15 protein-coding genes are annotated in these 16,999 nt (G+C 76.3%); 7 read left to right on the top strand and 8 right to left on the bottom strand.

What is annotated here, in order from left to right; genetic code table 11:
• Positions 1-58 precede the first annotated feature (58 nt).
• The gene (locus FB457_RS27495; protein ID WP_145783623.1) at positions 59-1,528 is read left to right on the top strand and encodes an MFS transporter; all 1,470 of its coding nucleotides are present in this window, start codon (positions 59-61) and stop codon (positions 1,526-1,528) included.
• A 30-nt stretch (positions 1,529-1,558) separates the two neighbouring features.
• Here FB457_RS27495 and FB457_RS27500 read toward each other — a convergent pair whose 3' ends face one another.
• From FB457_RS27500 to FB457_RS27510, 3 genes are all read right to left on the bottom strand, one after another.
• A complete protein-coding gene (locus FB457_RS27500; RefSeq protein ID WP_145783625.1) occupies positions 1,559-4,489 on the bottom strand; it encodes a hypothetical protein in 2,931 nt (976 codons plus the stop codon).
• 98 nt (positions 4,490-4,587) lie between these two features.
• The gene (locus FB457_RS27505; protein WP_047019493.1) at positions 4,588-5,622 is read right to left on the bottom strand and encodes a glutathione S-transferase family protein; all 1,035 of its coding nucleotides are present in this window, start codon (positions 5,620-5,622) and stop codon (positions 4,588-4,590) included.
• A gap of 110 nt (positions 5,623-5,732) precedes the next feature.
• On the bottom strand, positions 5,733-6,554 hold the full coding sequence (locus FB457_RS27510) for a GNAT family N-acetyltransferase (RefSeq protein ID WP_145783628.1): 822 nt from the start codon (positions 6,552-6,554) through the stop codon (positions 5,733-5,735).
• A 259-nt stretch (positions 6,555-6,813) separates the two neighbouring features.
• Here FB457_RS27510 and FB457_RS27515 point away from each other — a divergent pair, with 259 nt between their 5' ends.
• Entirely contained in the window at positions 6,814-7,887 is a 1,074-nt protein-coding gene (locus tag FB457_RS27515) for a DUF4037 domain-containing protein (protein WP_047019491.1), read from the top strand.
• On the opposite strand, the gene FB457_RS27520 is transcribed toward FB457_RS27515, so the two are convergent.
• Both FB457_RS27520 and FB457_RS27525 read right to left on the bottom strand, forming a co-directional pair.
• On the bottom strand, positions 7,880-8,152 hold the full coding sequence (locus FB457_RS27520; protein WP_047019490.1) for a hypothetical protein: 273 nt from the start codon (positions 8,150-8,152) through the stop codon (positions 7,880-7,882). The genes FB457_RS27515 and FB457_RS27520 overlap by 8 nt on opposite strands.
• Positions 8,153-8,155: 3 nt before the next feature.
• Complete coding sequence (locus FB457_RS27525; RefSeq protein WP_047019489.1) at positions 8,156-8,632, bottom strand: DUF2269 family protein; 477 nt, start codon at positions 8,630-8,632, stop codon at positions 8,156-8,158.
• A 74-nt stretch (positions 8,633-8,706) separates the two neighbouring features.
• Here FB457_RS27525 and FB457_RS27530 point away from each other — a divergent pair, with 74 nt between their 5' ends.
• The gene (locus FB457_RS27530; RefSeq protein ID WP_027742643.1) at positions 8,707-9,048 is read left to right on the top strand and encodes a PadR family transcriptional regulator; all 342 of its coding nucleotides are present in this window, start codon (positions 8,707-8,709) and stop codon (positions 9,046-9,048) included.
• Entirely contained in the window at positions 9,045-9,746 is a 702-nt protein-coding gene (locus FB457_RS27535; protein WP_047019488.1) for a permease prefix domain 1-containing protein, read from the top strand. The genes FB457_RS27530 and FB457_RS27535 overlap by 4 nt, the downstream gene beginning before the upstream one ends.
• A 167-nt stretch (positions 9,747-9,913) precedes the next feature.
• On the opposite strand, the gene FB457_RS27540 is transcribed toward FB457_RS27535, so the two are convergent.
• The 3 genes from FB457_RS27540 to FB457_RS27550 all read right to left on the bottom strand — a co-directional run bounded on the left by FB457_RS27540 (position 9,914) and on the right by FB457_RS27550 (position 14,330).
• On the bottom strand, positions 9,914-12,229 hold the full coding sequence (locus FB457_RS27540) for a glycosyl hydrolase family 18 protein (protein ID WP_047019487.1): 2,316 nt from the start codon (positions 12,227-12,229) through the stop codon (positions 9,914-9,916).
• A gap of 281 nt (positions 12,230-12,510) precedes the next feature.
• Positions 12,511-13,113: a response regulator transcription factor gene (locus FB457_RS27545; RefSeq protein WP_047019486.1), complete on the bottom strand. Its 603-nt coding sequence runs from the start codon at positions 13,111-13,113 to the stop codon at positions 12,511-12,513.
• Positions 13,110-14,330, bottom strand: coding sequence for a sensor histidine kinase (locus FB457_RS27550; RefSeq protein WP_047019485.1), 1,221 nt, complete (start codon positions 14,328-14,330; stop codon positions 13,110-13,112). The genes FB457_RS27545 and FB457_RS27550 overlap by 4 nt, the downstream gene beginning before the upstream one ends.
• Positions 14,331-14,521: 191 nt before the next feature.
• Here FB457_RS27550 and FB457_RS27555 point away from each other — a divergent pair, with 191 nt between their 5' ends.
• From FB457_RS27555 to FB457_RS27565, 3 genes are all read left to right on the top strand, one after another.
• The gene (locus FB457_RS27555; protein ID WP_047019484.1) at positions 14,522-14,953 is read left to right on the top strand and encodes a hypothetical protein; all 432 of its coding nucleotides are present in this window, start codon (positions 14,522-14,524) and stop codon (positions 14,951-14,953) included.
• Between the two features lie 37 nt (positions 14,954-14,990).
• Complete coding sequence (locus FB457_RS27560) at positions 14,991-15,605, top strand: hypothetical protein (RefSeq protein ID WP_145783630.1); 615 nt, start codon at positions 14,991-14,993, stop codon at positions 15,603-15,605.
• Positions 15,606-15,956: 351 nt separating this feature from the next.
• Positions 15,957-16,991 (top strand): P1 family peptidase, encoded by a 1,035-nt coding sequence (locus FB457_RS27565; protein WP_145783632.1) that lies wholly within the window; start codon positions 15,957-15,959, stop codon positions 16,989-16,991.
• Positions 16,992-16,999 lie beyond the last annotated feature (8 nt).

The following is a 16,999-nucleotide window of genomic DNA, read 5'->3' on the forward strand; positions in this document are numbered from 1 at the left end:
AGCCCGCCGCGCGGCACGCCGCCGGCTGCGCAGCACCGCACCACCACGGAGCACACCGATGCCGTACCCACCCTCCCCCGCCCGCCTCCGGCGGCCGGGCCTGAGCCTGGCGCTGCTCGCGCTCGGGCACCTCGTCATCAGCCTGGACCTGACCATCGTCTTCGTGGCGCTGCCGCACATCGCCGCCGACGTCGGCCTCACCGCGCACACCCAGCAGTGGGTCGTCAGCGTCTACGCGGTCCTCTACGGCGGCTTCCTGCTCCTCGGCGGGCGGCTCTCCGACCTCCTGGGGCGGCGACGGATGTTCGTCGCGGGCATGGGGGTGTACGGCGCGGCGTCCGTGCTCGGCGGCCTGGCCACCGCGCCGGAGGTCCTCCTCGCGGCCCGCGGGCTGCAGGGGCTGGGCGGCGCGGTGCTGTTCCCCGCGGTGCTGGCGCTGGTCAACACGGCGTTCGCGGAGGGCAGGGAGCGTACCCGGGCGCTGACCGTCTGGGCGATGGCCGGCGCGGGCGGTCTCACGGCCGGGTCGCTCGCCGGCGGGGTGCTGACCCAGGCGTTCGGCTGGGAGGCCGTCTTCTTCGTCAACGTCCCGATCACGGTGCTGGGCGCGGCGGCGGCGTTCGCGCTGCTCCCGGCCGACGGCCCCGCCGGCCGGGGCGGCATCGACGTGCCGGGGGCGCTCACCGGCACCGCGGGAGCGACCCTGCTGATCTTCGCGGTCGCGCACGGCTCCGAGGCGGGCTGGACGGCGGCCGAGGTGCTCGCCGCGGCGGCGCTCGCGCCGCTGCTGCTCGGCGCGTTCCTGTGCATCCAGGCGCGCGGGCGCAACCCGCTCATGCCGCTGCGGGTGTTCCGCAACCGGGCGCTGAGCGCGGCGACCGTCGTGATCCTGCTCTTCGGCTTCACCACGCAGGCCGTACCGTACTTCCTGACGATCCACTTCCAGAGCGTGCTGGGCTTCAGCGCGCTGGAGACCGGGCTCGCCTTCCTCGGCCCCACCCTGGCCATCACGGCGGGCAACTTCCTCAGCGAGAAGCTGGTCCACCACTTCGGCAACCGCGCCTCGCTCACGGGCGGCATCCTGCTCAACGCCGCGGGCGCGGCGCTGCTGGCACCCGGCTTCCGGGCGGACGGGTCGTTCCTCACCGTGCTCGCGGGGATCGTGGTCGTCGGTCTGGGCATGGGCGTCACCTACGAGTGCATGTGGATCGCGGCGGGCACCGGGGTGGCGGAGGAGGAGCAGGGCCTGGCATCCGGGGTGGCGTCCACGGCGCTGCAGATCGGCACGGCCACAGGGATCGCCGTGCTCGTCGCGGTCGCGAACCGGGGCGTCGGCGGACAGGCCGGGCAGGCGCTGCGGGAGGCGACGGCCGCCGGGATGCGGGACGCGACGTTCGTGCTGGCGCTCGCCCTGCTGCCGGCGGTCCTGGCGGCGCTCGCCCTGCCGCGCGGGAAGTCCCGTGTGGTCGCGGCGGGCGCGCCGGAGTCCCGGGAGGAGGCGGCTCGCGGGGCGGGGCAGGCGCCGTGAGCGGGCGGCCGCGGTCCTGCGGGCCGGGGGTCAGCGGTGGGCGCGGGCCCAGAGGGCGGGCCAGCCGGCGGCGGCGAGCCAGGAGGCGGGGGCCCGCAGGCCGCCGGCCGCGACGGCGTCCCAGAAGGCGGCGGTGTCCGCGCCCAGTTCGCGGGCCGCGGGGAAGGCGTGCTGCCAGGGGCCCTCCGGGTCGTCGAGGGTGGTCGCCGGGAAGCCCGGCACGGTGACGGCGCGCGGCTCCGCGACGGCGGCCAGGGGTAGCGCGGGCGCGCGGCAGGTGACGGCGACGGCCGCCGCGCACAGGAGCGGGGCCGGCGGGCGCCGGGAGACCGCGCGGGCGAGGGCGGCGTCGTCCTCGTACAGCAACTGCCCGAGCGCCTCCCGGACCCGCAGGCCCATGAGCCCGATGGCGTACGCGGGCGCCACCGCGGGGCGCCGGACCAGGGCGCGCAGGGCCTTGGGCAACGGCCCGGCACCGTCGAGGAGTTCGAGCTGCTCGAAGCGGTCGCGCAGCGCCGGGTCCAGCGCCGCCACGGCCGCGGCCAGCGGGCGCACGCCGGTGGCGGCCCACAGGTCCGCCGGGCGCACCGTCCCGTCGTCCAGGGCGCGGCGGCAGGCGTGGGCGAGTGACGCCGGGCCGAGGCGGCGCAGCCGGGTCAGGGCGGCCGCGGCTGCGGCGGGGGCGGCCGCCGCGGTGCCGGTACGGGTGCCGCGTGCGGCACCGGCGGCGGTGGCGGGCACGGTGGCGGCCAGCCCGGCGTAGACCGCAGCCGTCCGGTCCGTGACCTGCTCCGCCCACGCCGCCTCCGCGAACCGGGCCAGCTCAGGACCGGCGTGCGCCACCAGCCGCGGCGCCGCCCGCCCGCGGCGCGCGGGCGCGGCCGGCGTCTCGTCGCGGGGCGCGGGTGCCTGCTCCGGCGGCTCGGTGCCGGGGAGGGTGACGACCCAGCGCCGGAAGCGCTCCTCCAGCGCCTGATCGGCGGCGTCGTTGAAGCGGCCGGCGAGTTCGCCGACGAGCCAGCCGCGTTCCGCGGGCCGGGCCGGGCGCAGCTCGGCATTGACGAGGATGCGGCCCTTGTCGTCGTGGAGCGCGGCCAGCGCGCTGCGGCCCTTCAGCGCGGCGTCGACGTAGTACGGGGTGGCGATGCAGTTGCCCATGTAGTCCGCCCACTCGGCGAGGGTGCGGGCGCTGCGGGCGAGCCGGAAGCGGGCGTGGGTGCCGGGCACGAGGGTGGCGTCGACCGCGGCCAGCGGCGGCGGCACGGGGAACTCGCCGCTCAGCGCCTCCGCCACGTCGACGTCGGCGCGCAGGCTGCCGATTAGTCCCGCCCAGGTCTTCACGCCCTTGCCCGGCGTGCCGCCGAGGGCGACGAGCTGCGCGGCACCGGAGACCGCGAGGGCCACCGAGTCCAGCCGGGGCACCAGCGGTTCCGCCGCCGGCGGCGGATCGTGGTCCAGGCCGAGCGGCCCGCCGTACGGGGTGACGGTGGCGGCCTCGTGGCCGTGCAACTGCGCGAGGGCGTCGGCGAGTTCCGCGTACCACAGCAGGTCGCCGAGTACCTCGGCGTCGCGGGGCGCCGCCGGCTCGCCCCGCGCCCGCCGGGAGGCCAGCCGGGCGGCGAGCGTGTCGCGGGTGCCGAAGCGGCCGAGCACCCACGGCGGGCTCTCGGCCCACTCCCCGGGCGGGCGGACGGGGCTGTAGCCGGTCGCGCGCCGCCAGCCGCTCAGGTCCCCCGCCGCCCAGTCGTGCAGCACCTCCTCGGGCACCGGCAGCTCACCGCGGAGCAGCCGGTCGACCTCCTCGACGGCGACCAGCGCGTAGTCGCGGGCGCGCGCCAGGCGCGGCCGCACCTGTGTCTCGTACGGCACCTTCGCCGGGCCGTGCTTGAGCACCTGCCGGTGCAGCTCGCGGGCGTGGCTCGCGGGCCGGGCGGGCAGGCCGGTCAGCCCCGGGACGCGGCGGGCGGCACGGGCCGCGGCGGCGTCGCCGGTGGCCGCGACGGCGGCGGCCAACTGCGCCTCCATATGTGCGAGTCCGACGGCCGAGCCGTGGTCGGTGACGGCGACGGCGGTACGCAGCAGCACGGTGGCGGCCTGGGCATCCTGCACGATCCGGTGCAGCAGGGCGTGCCAGTAGGCGTCGCCGGGCGTCCACCAGGCCGCGGCGAGCAGCGGTGTCCCGCCGGCCGGCCCGTCGTGCGGCGCCCACCGGAACACCAGCTCCTCCTCGAACTTCGCTCTCCGGGTCCGCAGTTCCGCCACCCGGCCCTGGCGGCCCTGGGTGGCGAGCAGCCGCTCGCGGCGGGCCTGCCGGGCGCGGCCGTCGAGCACCCGGTCCCACAGGTCGGTCAGCACCGCCGGGCGGCGAGGGCCGGGCAGCGGCCCGAGCACGCGGCCCAGATGCTCCGCGAGTACGGAGGGGGCGCCGCCCTCGACGGGGTCGACGCCCGCGGGTGCGTCGAGGGCGAGGATCTCCTCGACCTGTTCGGGGCCCAGCACGTCGCTGGCGGCGGCCGCGAGCCGGACGGCGCCCCAGCGCTCCTCAGCCGCGGCCCGCGCGGCGGCGGCGCCGACGCGCTTGGTCGCGGCGGGGCCGAAGAGCGCCACCGTGGTCGCGGCCCGGTCGCCGAGCCTCCCGGCGTCCGCGGGGCCCAGCGCGCGCAGCGCGGCCAGGACGGCGTCGCGCTTGTCGCCGCGGGCGCCCGCGAGCCGCGCGGAGCGGAAGCCGCCGCCGAGGTCGACGCCCGCGCCGGCCGCGACCGCGCCGCCGGCCGCGACCAGCCGCTCCAGCGCGGCGACGGCGGCCGCGGCGGGCTCCTCCCCCGCCTCCGGCGGGCCGAGCGCAACGGGTGCGCCCGCGGGGGCGCCGGTCCGCTCGGCCAGCCGTACGGGCAGGCCGGAGCGGGCGGCCCAGGCCGCCTGTCCCGTGGTCACCACGCCGTCCGCCAGCCGGAATCTCACCCGACACAGGATGGCGGAGGCGGGCCCGCGCCGCCAACGTCATTTACCCGGCGGGCGGATGGCGCACATGCGCGGGCGGGGCCGGGCGGCCGCCGGGGTCAGGGGCGGCCGGCGGCGGGGACGCGCTCCGCCTCGGGCGGCGGGGCCGGCGGGGTGCCGTCGCCGAAGGGGTACCCGCCCAACTGCTCGCGGTGGTGCGGGCTCAGCCAGCCGGAGAGGTCGGGACCGGCGGGGACGACGCCGGTGGGGTTGATGCCCGTGTGGACCTCGTAGTAGTGGCGCTTGATGTGGTCGAAGTCGACCGTGTCGCCGAAGCCCGGCGTCTGGTACAGGTCGCGGGCGTACGCCCACAGCACCTTGTCCTCCGCGAGTTTGTTGCGGTTGCACTTGAAGTGGCCCTGGTAGACGGGGTCGAAGCGGACCAGGGTGGTGAACAGCCGGATGTCGGCTTCCGTGATGGTGTCGCCGACCAGGTAGCGGCGGCCGGAGAGCCGCGCGGACAGCTCGTCCAGTTGCCGGAACACGTCGTGGTACGCGACCTCGTACTCGTCCTGGGTGGTGGCGAAGCCGGCCCGGTAGACGCCGTTGTTGACGTTCCGGTAGACGCCGTCCATCACCTCGTCGATCTCGTCGCGCAGCGCCTCGGGGTAGAGGTCGGGCGCGCCCTCGCGGTGCAGGGCGGTCCACTCGGTGGCGAAGTCCAGGGTGATCTGCTGGAAGTCGTTGGTGACGAGCTTGCCGCTGGGCACGTCGACGATCGCGGGGACGCTCACGCCGCCCGGGTAGCCGGTCTCGCGCGCGTCGTACGCCTCGCTGAGAAAGCGGATGCCGAGCACCGGGTCGCGGTCGCCGGGGTCGAGGGTGAAGCGCCAGCTCCGGTCGTCCTGGATCGGGTCGGTGACGCCGATGGAGATCGCGGACTCCAGGCCGAGCAGCCGCCGGGAGATGAGCGTGCGGTTGGCCCAGGGGCAGGCGCGGTTGACGACGAGCCGGTAGCGCCCGGCCTCGACGGGCCAGCCGTCCTCGCCGGCCGCGGTGATCCGGTCGGCGAAGTGGCTGCGGGAGCGCTTGAAGCGCTTCCTGCCGTACTCCGTGTTCCCCTGACCCGCCACGTCGCTCGGGCTGCTGCTCATCGCCGGCTCCTTCGTCGACCTGCCTGACACCACCGGCCCCATTGTCCAGTGCGGCCCCGCCCGCTGTCAGGCGATGCGGGGCCCGCCGGGCGCGTCGCCACACGGCCGGATCAGGGCTTTGCTCCGGCGGTGCGGTAGTGGTACGTGCACACCTCGCGGAACCCGGCGCGTGCGTAGAGCCGCAGGGCCGCCGGGTTGTCGCGCTCCACCTGGAGGTACAGGCCCGTCGCGCCGTGCGCCCCCGCCCACTCCGCCAACGCGCCGAGCACCCGCCCGCCGGCGCCCCTCCCCCGCGCGGCGGGCAGGGTGGCCATGGCGAAGACGCCGGCCCAGCCGGAGTCGGCGACCGCGCGGCCCACGGCCACCGTCTCGTCGCCGTCCAGGACGCGGGCGTACGCGGACGGTCCCGCGACCCGGTCGAGCAGCCCCCACGCCGCGGCCCCCGCGCCCTCGCCGCGGACGGCGAGCCAGACGCCGAACCACGCGTCGACCGGGCGGTCTTCGATACGTACCCGAAGCGGGCCCCCGGCCCGCTGCCCCGGAATCTCGGCGACCGCGGCGGCCTGGAGCGACACCGGGTGCGAGCGGTCGTAGCCGCGGCCGGCGAGCAGGGCGTCGAGCCCGGCGGGGCAGGCGTCCGGGGTGATCTGGAACCGCGCCGTGCCCCCGTGCCGGGCGTAGAACTCCTCCGCACGCGCCACCCGGCGCGCCAGCCCCGCCGTCGCTGCGGACGTGCCGGGACCGCCGGGCCCGTCGGGACCGTGCGGCAGCACCGAGGCCACCCACCACGAGCTGCCCGAGTCGTGCCGCAGCCACCAGCCGTCCGCGTGCTCGACCACTTCCGCGGGCAGCGCCCGCGCCGCCCGCTCTTGCAGCCCACGTACGGTCTCGGCCAGGGCGGGGCCCGCGCCCGGGGGCTCCGAAGGGATCATCCGGGCACTCTAGCTCTAGGTCTGTCTTCAATCTCCCGTCGCGTTGCGACGCCTGGCACGCACGCTCGCTGCGTTGTCGGGATCGACCGAAGAGGCCCACTATGCGGTCGACCCTCCGCCTTGCGATCGCACGCACCAGACTCCGCCCCGCCCGCCCTGCGGGCGAATGACGCGAGATGGAAGACAGACCCTGGGGCCGCCCGAGCTGCCGAAGAAACACGGTGGCAGCGGGCCGCCTCGGTCTGCCAGGGTGACGGCGATGAACGCCGCATTCCGCCCCGGTCTCGCGCTGGCCGGGGACTTCCATACCGAGGCCGTCGCCCCTCTCCTGGACCGGGTGCTCCCCGGGACGCCGTACGCGGCCGCGCTGCTGGGCTGGGGCTCGGAGGTGCAGGGCTTCGACACCCCGCGCTCGACGGACCACGCCTGGGGCCCGCGGCTGCAGGTGTTCCTCGCCCCGGCCGCCCATCGGGCGCATGCCGCGGAGCTGACCGCGCTGCTCGACCGGGAACTGCCCGAGCGGTTCGGCGGCTACCCGGTGCGCTTCGCGTTCCCCGGCGGCACGGCACCGCGGCACTGGGTCGACGTGCTCGACACCGGGGCACACTTCGCGGAGCAGCTCGGCGAGGTGCCGGACGGCGGGCTGTCGGTGGGCGGTTGGCTGGCGGCGCCGTGGCAGGTGCTGCGGGAGCTGACGGGCGGCGCGGTGTTCCACGACGGCGCCGGGGTGCTCACCGCGTACCGGGAGCACCTCCGCTGGTACCCGGACCCGGTGTGGCGCTACGTGCTGGCGTGCCAGTGGCAGCGGCTGCACCAGGAGGAGCCGTTCGTCGGGCGCTGCGGCGAGGTCGGGGACGACCTCGGGTCCGCGGTGACCGCCGCCCGGCAGGCACGCGAGCTGATGCGGCTGTGCCTGCTGATGCACCGGGTCTACCCGCCGTACGGCAAGTGGCTCGGCTCCGCCTTCGCCGCACTCCCGGAGGCGGCGGAGCTGGCACCGCTGCTGTCCGGGGCGCTGGCGGCGCGCGGCTGGCGGGAGCGCGAGCGGCAGTTGTCGCCCGCGTACGAGCGGGTGGCGCGGCTCCACAACGAGCTGGGGCTGACAGAGCCGCTGGCGCCGGAGGTACGCCCGTTCCACGAGCGGCCGTTCCTCGTCCTGGGCGCCGAGCGCTTCTGCGCCGCGCTGCTGGCGACGGTCCGCGATCCGGAGCTGGTGGCGCTGCCGCCGGTGGGGTCCGTGGACCAGTACGCCGACAGCACCGACCTCACGGCGCACGGCTTCGCCGACCGCCGTCGCCGCTACCTCGCCCGGCCCGGCGGACCCGTCAGCTGACGGGCGGGGCCGGTGGCCGCCCGCCGCGCAGCCGGCGCAGCACCAGCAGGCCGCCGATGCCCGGGACGACCGCCCGCGGCCGGGTGCCCGGCGCGGTGCGCGCCGGGGTCGTCGCCCAGGTGAGGGCGATGACCGCGAGGTAGGCGGTGCCGTGCACCGGGCCGCCGAGGGCGGTGACGGCGCCGGTGTGCACGGTGGCCAGGTTGACCAGCAGGGCCGCGAGCGTGACCAGTTCGACGGCGGCGGCGATCCGCAGCGCGCGCACGGCTCAGGCCCCCGTGGTGGAGCCGGGGCGGACGATCATCAGCACGACGACGACCGCCCACAGCAGGTTGAAGACCCCGGTGAGCATGGCCAGCCGGCCCGCGGCGGGCCGCAGCCCGTCGCCCTCCACGGCGGGGGCGTCGCCGCTCACCCGGGTGAGCATGCGCTGCTGTCCCGGCAGGATCGCGAGCGCGAGCAGGGCCGCGGCTCCGGCCGTCAGCACGATCGAGGCGAGCAGCCAGGCATCGGTCAGCACCCCGAGCTGTGCCCCTGTGGCCACGCCGAAGGCGGGGACGGCCAGGCCCACGACGGCGTAGGCGCGGCAGACGCGGTGCAGGAACGCGGGTGTCCGGTCGCGGTGCGCGGGGTCGGCGGCGGCCGACTCGCGGGCGATCCGGGGAAACACCGACGCCGCCACGGCGATCGGCCCGACGGCCAGGATCGCCGCGAGCACGTGTACGGACAGCAGGACCTTCGTCACCGCACCCTCCCGGTGGTTTATATATTGGCTACCAATACATAGCACACCAACAGCAGGAGGTAGAGTGGGTGCCCATGAGAGGCGATCCGGTACGCGGACACTTGGACGGACTACTGCTCGCCGCGCTCGAAGGCGGCCCGCTGCACGGCTACGCGATCATCACCGCCGTGCAGCAGCGCAGCGCGGGCGCGCTGGAGCTGCGTACGGGCACGGTCTATCCGGCGCTGAACCGGCTGGAGCGTACGGGACTGCTGCGCAGCACCTGGGAGTCGGTGGGCGAGCGGCGGCGCCGCTGCTACGAGCTGACGGACGCGGGCCGCCGCGCACTGGCCGACGAGCGCACCGCCTGGCGGGAGTTCACCAGCGCGATCGGCTCGGTCCTGGACCCCGGCCGCGCGCCGAGGCCGGCGACGTGACGGCCGCGGAACACGGCGGCGCGGGGTCCGGTGGGGCCGCCCCCGGACGCGGCGCCGTCGAGGACCACCTCGCCGCCCTGGACGCCGCGCTGCACGGGCCCGCCCGCGTCAAGTCCCGGATGCTGGCGGAGGTACGCGACGGGCTCACCGACGCCGCCGACGCGCACGCCGAGGCGGGCGCGCCCTCCCAAGCCGCCGCGGCGGCCCGTGCGGTGCGCGACTTCGGCACCGTGGCGGAGGTCGGCCCCGCCTTCCAGCGCGAACTGACCGTCGCGCAGGCCCGGCAGACCGCCCGGATCGTCGCGCTCGTCGTCCCGTTCCTGATGGCCTGCTGGTATCTGGTCGGGGCCACGGCGGCGGACGCCGGCGGGCGGCTGCCCGCGGCCGTGCACGTGCTCGCGGCCAACCTCGGCGGCCTCGCGGCGCTGGCCGCGCTGCTCGCCGCCGGGTCGCTGGCCGCCACCGGCGCCGTCGCCCGCCGGGCGGCCACCCCGCGGCGGCTGCCGCTCGTGGTCGCCTGGACCGGCACCACCGCGGCCGTGGCGCTCGCGGTCAGCGCGCTCACGCTCACCGCCGGCGCCGTGCTGGCGCGGGACTGGCCGGCGGGCGCGCTGGCCGGCGCGATCACCCTCGTCGCGCACACCCGGCTCGCGGCCTCCGCCCGCGCCTGCCGGCACTGCGCGCTGCTCGCGCGCTGACCGTCCGGTACGCGCCCGCACCCGACCGCGTTCGCCCGCCGCCCGGGACGCGCCCGCGCCCGCGGCGCCCGGACGGCGCGCCGCGGGCGGGACGGCGGGCCCGGCCGCGGTGCTGCGGCCGGGCCCGGCCCGTACGGCGGTGGCGTACCGTACGGGCCCTCCCCGCTCTACGGGAGTCCGCGGTCCAGCGCGTTGAAGAGAGTGCCGTTCGGCAGGTCTCCGGACATCTCCCAGACCATCCCGCCGAGTAGCCCCTTCTGTCTGATGTATGCGGTCTTCCGGTCGATCGCCCAGGTGTCGTCGAAGGACCACCACTGGCCGTTCGGCCCGGTGTACCCGTACGTGGCCACGGACTGGGTGTCGTGGTGCACGGTCATGTTGGGCACCATGGCGACCAGGTTGTCGTAGCCGCGGTTGCCGGCCTCCTCCTGGAACTGGCCGGGCGCGGCCCCGTTGGCGCTCTGCCACTCGCCGTTGGCGCCGCCGTCGGCCACCTGCTGCCAGCCGCGCCCGTAGAACGGGAAGCCGATGGTCAGCTTCCGCGGCTGGACGCCCGCGTTCAGGTAGTGCTGCACGGCGCCGTCGATGCTGAAGTCGTTCGGGTACGGCGACTGGGCGTCCGGGTACAGGTTGGCCTGGTGGCCGGTGCGGTTGGGCTCCCAGGAGTTGTCGCTGCCGGAGCCGTGGAAGTCGTAGCCCTGGACGTTGGCGAAGTCCATGTGCTTAAAGACCTCCTTCAGATCCCAGCCGGCGTCGATCTTCTCGGGGTCGGCGGGGGTGAAGGCGGTCAGCAGCTTGTGGTCGCCGCCCAGCGCGTCGAGCTGCCGCCGGAACTCGGCGATCAGCGCGGTGTTGTTGGCCTTGTCGTCGGGCGACCAGTGGTTGCCCGGGTGGCCGTCGGGAGAGCCGGGCCACTCCCAGTCCAGGTCGATGCCGTCGAAGATGCCGGCGGCCACGCCGGGGCCGCCGGCGCCGTTGTACGCGGGCAGGTCGCCCTTGATGTACATGTCGATGCAGGACTTGACGAACTTCTCCCGGGAGGCGGGCGTCTTGGCGACGTCGGAGAAGTACTTGGAGTAGGTCCAGCCGCCCAGCGAGATGAGGATCTTCAGGTGCGGGTGCTTGGCCTTGAGCTTCCTGAGCTGGTTGAAGTTGCCGCGCAGCTTGCCCCAGCCGTCGTCGGCGACGCCGTCGACCGACTGGCCGGCGGGGAAGGCCCGGCCGTAGTCGGCCTCGGCGTCGCCGGCGCCGTCGCCCTGGTCGGGGTCCTGCGGGTCCGGGGTGGTGCCCTTGGTGACGCCGTTGAGGCAGGTGAGGTTCTTCGGGTCGATGTTGGCGAAGGCGTAGTTGATGACGTCCATCTTGGCGGCGGCGCCGGAGGTGTCGAGGTCCTTCACGAAGTACTGGCGGCCGTAGATGCCCCACTGCACGAAGTAGCCGACCTTGGCGTAGCCGCCCTGGCCGACGGCCTCGTCGGTGGTGACGGTGAGGGTGTTGCCGGCGGGCGAGTGGTTGTCGGCGGCGTCCCGGGCCCTGACCGTGAAGGCGTACTGCGTCGCGGGCGTCAGCCCGGTCAGCGTGGTGGTCAGGGTGTCCGCGGGCACGCTGGCGACCAGCGCGGAGCCGCGGTAGACGTCGTAGGCGGCGACGCGCTTGTCGTCGGTCGCCGCGTCCCACCTGAGGCCCACGGTGCTGGACGTCACGGACGTGGACCGCAGGTTGGGCGGCGCCGTGGGCGGCACGGTGTCGGTCGCCGGGTCCACGGTCGTCGCGGTCACGGAGGCGCTGGGCGGGCCCTCGTTGCCGCGGGAGTCCTTGGCCCGGACGGTGAACTGGTAGGAGGTGGCGGGGGCCAGGTCGCGGACGGTGGCCCGGGTGGTGGCGCTGGCCGCCACGACGGCGCCGCCGCGCAGGACCTCGTACGAGGTCACCGGGAAGTCGCCCTGCGTCGCCGCGTTCCACTTCAGCGTCACGGTACGGGCGGTGGTGTCGGCGACCGCGACGCCGCCCGGTGCCTGCGGGGGGACGGCCGGGCTGCCGTCGCACTTGTCGCCGTTGATCAGGCAGCCGGTGGGCGCGGTCATCGGGCCGCTGCCGGTGAAGGTGTAGCTGTACGGCTCGGTGTTGCGGCCGGCCGGGACGCGGGCGTTGTAGTACGCGGGCGTGACGGTGACGTGGCGGCCGTCGACCTTCGCGGTGCCGTGGGTGTGGTTGATGATCGACACTCCGGCGGGGAGGTCGAACTCCAGCGACCAGTTCTCCACGGCGGCGGTGCCGGCATTGGCCACCACGAACGTGCCCGTCCACGACGAGCCGCTGCCGGAGCTGCTGAAGGTCGCGGTCAGCCCGGCCTGGGCACTGGCCGGCGGGGCGAGCGTGGTGAGCCCGGTGAGCGCCAGCGCCAGCACGGCGAGGACGGCGAGCAGGCGCCGGGACACGGGGAACGATCTGAGGCGTAAGGGTGCGGCTCTCTGCACGGACACGGCTCTCCTTGTGGGGAAGACGGCGTCCACCCGCGCGGCGGGGGGTTCGCGTGCTCGGGCGGTCGGACGCGAATCGTGCGGTATAGACCTCTAAGACAACCCTGGGTCGCGGACATGTCAATGCGGGCGCCGGGGGCGCGGGACCGTACCAATCCGGACGGCCGGAGGACTCCGCCACGCTCCGATCCACCGGAAAGGACTGGACCAATCCCCCTAAATTTTACCGTTCCTTGACCCGCCCGGGGCTGGATCCCCCCGGACAGGGGTCGTCGGCGCACCGCTCAGATCCAGCCCTGCTGCCAGGCCCGGTGCGCGGCGGCGTGCCGTGAGTTCGCGCCGAGCTTGGCCATCGCGGCGGAGAGGTAGTTGCGTACGGTCCCGGGCGCGAGGTGCACCTCGGCGGCGATCTCCGCGACCGACGCGCCGGTGCGGGCCGCGCGCAGCACCTCCAGCTCCCGGTCGCTGAGCGGGCAGTCGTCCTCGGTGAGCGCGGCGGCGGCGATGTCCGGGTCGACGTAGCGGCGGCCGGCGGCGACGTCCCGGACGATCTCCGCGAGCCGCGACGCGGGGGTCGTCTTGGGCACGAAGCCGCGGACCCCCGCCGCCAGCGCGCGGCGCAGCACGGCGGGCCGGGCGTGCCGGGTGACGATGACGACCTGGGTGGGCAGCTCCGCTCGGATCTCCTCGGCGGCGGTGAGCCCGTCGGTGGGCGGCATCTCCAGGTCGAGCACGGCGATGTCGGGACGGTGCTCGCGGGCGCGCAGCACCGCGTCGGTGGCGGTGGCCGCCTCGGCGACCACGTCGAGGTCGTCCTCCAGCGCGAGCAGGGCGGCCAGCGCGCTTCTGAGGAGGTCCTCGTCGTCGGCGAGGAGCAGCCGGATCACCGGGTGGCGCCGTTCGCCACGCCCGGCAGCGAGGCGACGACCTCGAAGCGGTCGCCGTCGCGGGCCCAGGTCAGCTCGCCGCCGGCGGCGCGCAGCCGCTCGGCGAGCCCGGGCAGGCCGGAGCCGCCGGCCGGCCGGGCGGCGGCGGCCGGTTCCGGCGCGCCGGCGCCGTCGTTGCTGAACCGGAGCCGCGCGAGACCGCCTGCCAGCCGGTAGTCGACCTCGGCGCGCCGGGCGCTGCTGTGCCGGAGCACGTTGGTGGTGGCCTCCCGTACGACCAGGCCCAGCAGGTGGCGCGCGGGCGCGGCGCGGCCGGCGGCGACCGCCGCGGGGTCGAGCGTCATCCGGGCGTCGATGTCGGCGGCGGCGAGCACCCGGGTGGCGTTGGCGATCTCGTCGTCGAGCGTCGTACTGCGGTAGCCGTGCACCACGGCCCGGGTGTCGCGCAGCGCGTCGGCGGCCAACTGCCGTACGTCGCGCATCTCGGCGGCGGCGCGCGCCGGGTCGCGCTCGGCGAGCCGGGCCGCCAGCTCGCTCTTGAGCGCGATGACCTGCAGGTGGTGGCCCTGGACGTCGTGCAGGTCGGCGGCGAACCGCAGCCGCTCGTCCTTCACCGCGACCTCCGCCTCCAGCCGCCGCGCCCGGTCCAGCCGCCCCGCGACGTCCCAAGCCCACAGCGGCCCGAGCAGCATCCACACGCTGAACGCGACCAGCCCCGCTGGGAAGAGTGCGGCGTACAGGAACTCGCCGTCCCCGGTGGCGACGGCGACACTGCCCCCCGGCAGCGTCGCCAACCCGACGGCGCCGCCGACGAAGGCCAGCCGGCGGCGGCCGGTCAGATACGTGGCGCCGATCGCCACCGCGATCGCGGGGGCGAGGCCCCAGAGCCCGTAGTTCTGCCGCAGCAGCGGCAGGACGGCGAGCACGGCGGTGGCGGCGAGGTCGGCGAAGAGCCAGCCGCGCGGCGGGCGTACGGGACCCGCGCCGTCCGGGTCCGGAGGTGCCAGCCGCGCGCTGAGGAGCACCGCGCCGGCCACCGCCGCGACGGCGAGCGCCGCCACGGCCGGGACGCGGGCCCACGCCGGTACGTCGCCGTCCAGCAGCCAGCCGCCGTACAGCGGCAGCAGGCACAGCACCGCGGTGCCGGGCACCGCCCACCACGTGTACCTGCGGAAGCCGGTCAGCCCGGTCCCGCCTTCGCTCACCCCGTCGCGCACGCCGACATTGTGGCAGCAGCCGCGCGCCCGCGGCCCGTGCCGTACGGCCCGTAGCCGCATGACAGATGTCATGCGCGCACGTGACGGCGGCACGCCCGGACGTGCGGCTTCGGCACTACTGGCGCTCCCGCGGCGGCGCCAGTCTGGAACGGCGCCGGGATACCCCGGCCCCGTACCCGAAGGAGACCGCAGTGCAGACACCCGTCGAGACCGCGGCCCGGCCCGCGGCGCAGCAGGGCCACGGCTGGTGGCACTTCGCGCGCCACTACGTGGAGATGGTGGTGGCGATGGCCGCCGGGATGCTCGTGTTCGGCGCGCTGGTGCGCGGCGGGCTGGCGCTCGCCGGCCTGGGGCTGTCCGCGGAGCGCCACCCCGAACTGGCGAGCCTGGAGATGGCGTTCAGCATGTCGGCGGGCATGGCGCTGTGGATGCGCCACCGCGGCCACGGCGCGCGGAGCACGGCCGAGATGTGCGGCGCGATGTTCCTGCCCGCGGCGGTGCTGTTCCCGCTGCTGTGGCTGGGCGCGGTCTCCCCGGACTCGCTGACGGTGCTGGAGCACCTGGCGATGCTGCCGCTGATGCTGCTGGTCATGTTCCGCCGCCGCGCCGAGTACGGCGCCTGACCCCGCCCGATCCCCCCGTGCGTACCGAGGAGTTCCCATGTCCGTGACGACGTACCCGAAGACCCCCGCGGGCGAGAGCGCCCCCGGGAACGGCCCCGCACGGGCGCTGCTGCGCCGCTGGCCGACGGCGCTGGCGCTCGCGCTGACCGTGCCCGGCCTGCTCTCCGGCGGCGACGGCGACCCGGACGGCGCGGTCGATGCCTTCGGCGAGGCGCTGCCCCTGCTGCCGCTGCTCTACCTGATCGTCGCCCAGGCGGGCCGGCCGCGCTGGACCTGGCCGGTCCTCGGCGCGGGCGTCGCGGTGATGGTCGCGCTGCGGACGACGGGTCTCGTGGCGCCGTCGACCGTGCTGGTGGCGGTCGCGGCGGGCCTGCTGCTGTGGGGCGCCGTCCGCGGCACGCCGCACGGCGGGGCGGTCTTCTGGCTGCAGAGCGCGGGCGCGGTGCTCTTCTGCGGGCTCGCGGTGGCGGGGCTCGCGGTGGACCCGGACCTGGGGCGGTATCTGGTGGCGGCGGGCTGGTTCTTCCACGGCGTGTGGGACTTCGTCCACCTGCGGATGCGCGGGCTCGACGGGATCGTGTCCCGGACGTTCGCCGAGTGGTGCGGGGTGGTGGACGTGGTGATCGCTGCCGAACTGCTCTTCGCCCACTGACGGTACGGGCCCGGTGGCGCCGCGCCCCCGCCGCCGGGTCTGCCTGTCCGCCTGCGGTCACGGGGGGGGTCCCCGGACCCGCGTGTGAGCCTGGGGCACCGGCGACCGGACGGCGGTGGTCCGTCGCGGCCTTCGGTAATCCGGCGGTGCCCGCGGAGGGGAGCACGGCGTGGCAGGGTGGCGGGAACGGCTGTTGTCGAGGCCGGGTGCCCGTGCGCGGCAGCGCGGCGGGATCCAGTCGCCGGCGATGACGCCGGACGGGCGCCACGTGATCACCGGAGGCGGCGACGGCCTCCTGCACATCCGGCGGCCGGCACCGCCGCCGGCGAAGGGGGCGTAGCCTGCGGCTTCATGGATGAACTCGCCGCGCCCGCCGGGCGCCGCGCCCGGGACCTGGGGCTGGTGGCGGGCCGGTTCCCGGCCGGACCGTACGGAGCGATCACCGATGTGCCGGGCGTGCGCGTGGGGCACGTGACGCTGCGTGACCCCCCGCTGCTGCACAGCGGCGTCACGGCGATCGTTCCCGGCGACGTGCGCCCGGGCGCGCCGCTGCCCGCCGGGGTGTTCACCGGCAACGGGTACGGCAAGCTGATCGGCAGCACGCAGCTCGCCGAGCTGGGCGCGCTGGAGACGCCGGTGCTGCTCACCTCGACGCTGTCGGCGTTCCGGGCGGCGGACGCGCTCGTCGGCTGGATGCTGGAGCGGCCCGCGTGCGCGGACGTGACCAGCCTCAACCCGGTCGTCGGCGAGTGCAACGACGGCGTGCTGTCGGACATCCGCGCCCGGCCGGTACGGGAGGAGCACGTCCGCGCCGCGCTCGACGCGGCGGCCGGCGGCCCGGTCGCCGAGGGGTGCACGGGCGCGGGCACGGGAGTGGCGGCGCTGGGCTTCAAGGCCGGCGTGGGCACGGCGTCGCGGCTGGTGGAGACCGGCGGGCACAGCGCGTGCGTCGGTGTCCTCGTCCAGGCGAACTTCGGCGGTACGCTGCGCGTCCTCGGCCGTACCGTCACCCCCGCGGACCTCGGCGTCCCCGGCCCCGGGGCCGCGCCCGGGGCCGGCTCGTGCATGGTCGTCGCGGCCACCGACGCGCCGCTGGACGCGCGGCAGTTGACCCGGGTGGCGCGGCGGGCGGTCTTCGCGCTGGCCAGGACGGGCGCGGCGTACGGGCACGGGAGCGGCGACTACGCGATCGCCTTCGGCGTGCGGCCCGGCGGCCCGCCGCCGGCGGACGCCGCTCTCGACCCGCTCTTCGAGGCGGTCATGGACGCCGTCGAGGAGGCGGTGCTCAACTCGCTGCTGGCCGCCACCACGACGACGGGCCCGGCGGGCCGCACCCGGTACGCTCTGCCCGCCGGCCGGCTTCTCCGGCTGCTCGGCCCGCGCTGAACGTCCCT

The organism is Streptomyces sp. CNZ287, assembly GCF_007827615.1.

Bases quoted from the DNA above. Each gene is read 5' to 3' on its own strand.
- FB457_RS27495 (WP_145783623.1), top strand. From the start codon at position 59: ATGCCGTACCCACCCTCCCCCGCCCGCCTCCGGCGGCCGGGCCTGAGC.
- FB457_RS27505 (WP_047019493.1), bottom strand. From the start codon at position 5,622: ATGAGCAGCAGCCCGAGCGACGTGGCGGGTCAGGGGAACACGGAGTAC.
- FB457_RS27510 (WP_145783628.1), bottom strand. From the start codon at position 6,554: ATGATCCCTTCGGAGCCCCCGGGCGCGGGCCCCGCCCTGGCCGAGACC.
- FB457_RS27515 (WP_047019491.1), top strand. From the start codon at position 6,814: ATGAACGCCGCATTCCGCCCCGGTCTCGCGCTGGCCGGGGACTTCCAT.
- FB457_RS27530 (WP_027742643.1), top strand. From the start codon at position 8,707: ATGAGAGGCGATCCGGTACGCGGACACTTGGACGGACTACTGCTCGCC.
- FB457_RS27560 (WP_145783630.1), top strand. From the start codon at position 14,991: ATGTCCGTGACGACGTACCCGAAGACCCCCGCGGGCGAGAGCGCCCCC.
- FB457_RS27565 (WP_145783632.1), top strand. From the start codon at position 15,957: ATGGATGAACTCGCCGCGCCCGCCGGGCGCCGCGCCCGGGACCTGGGG.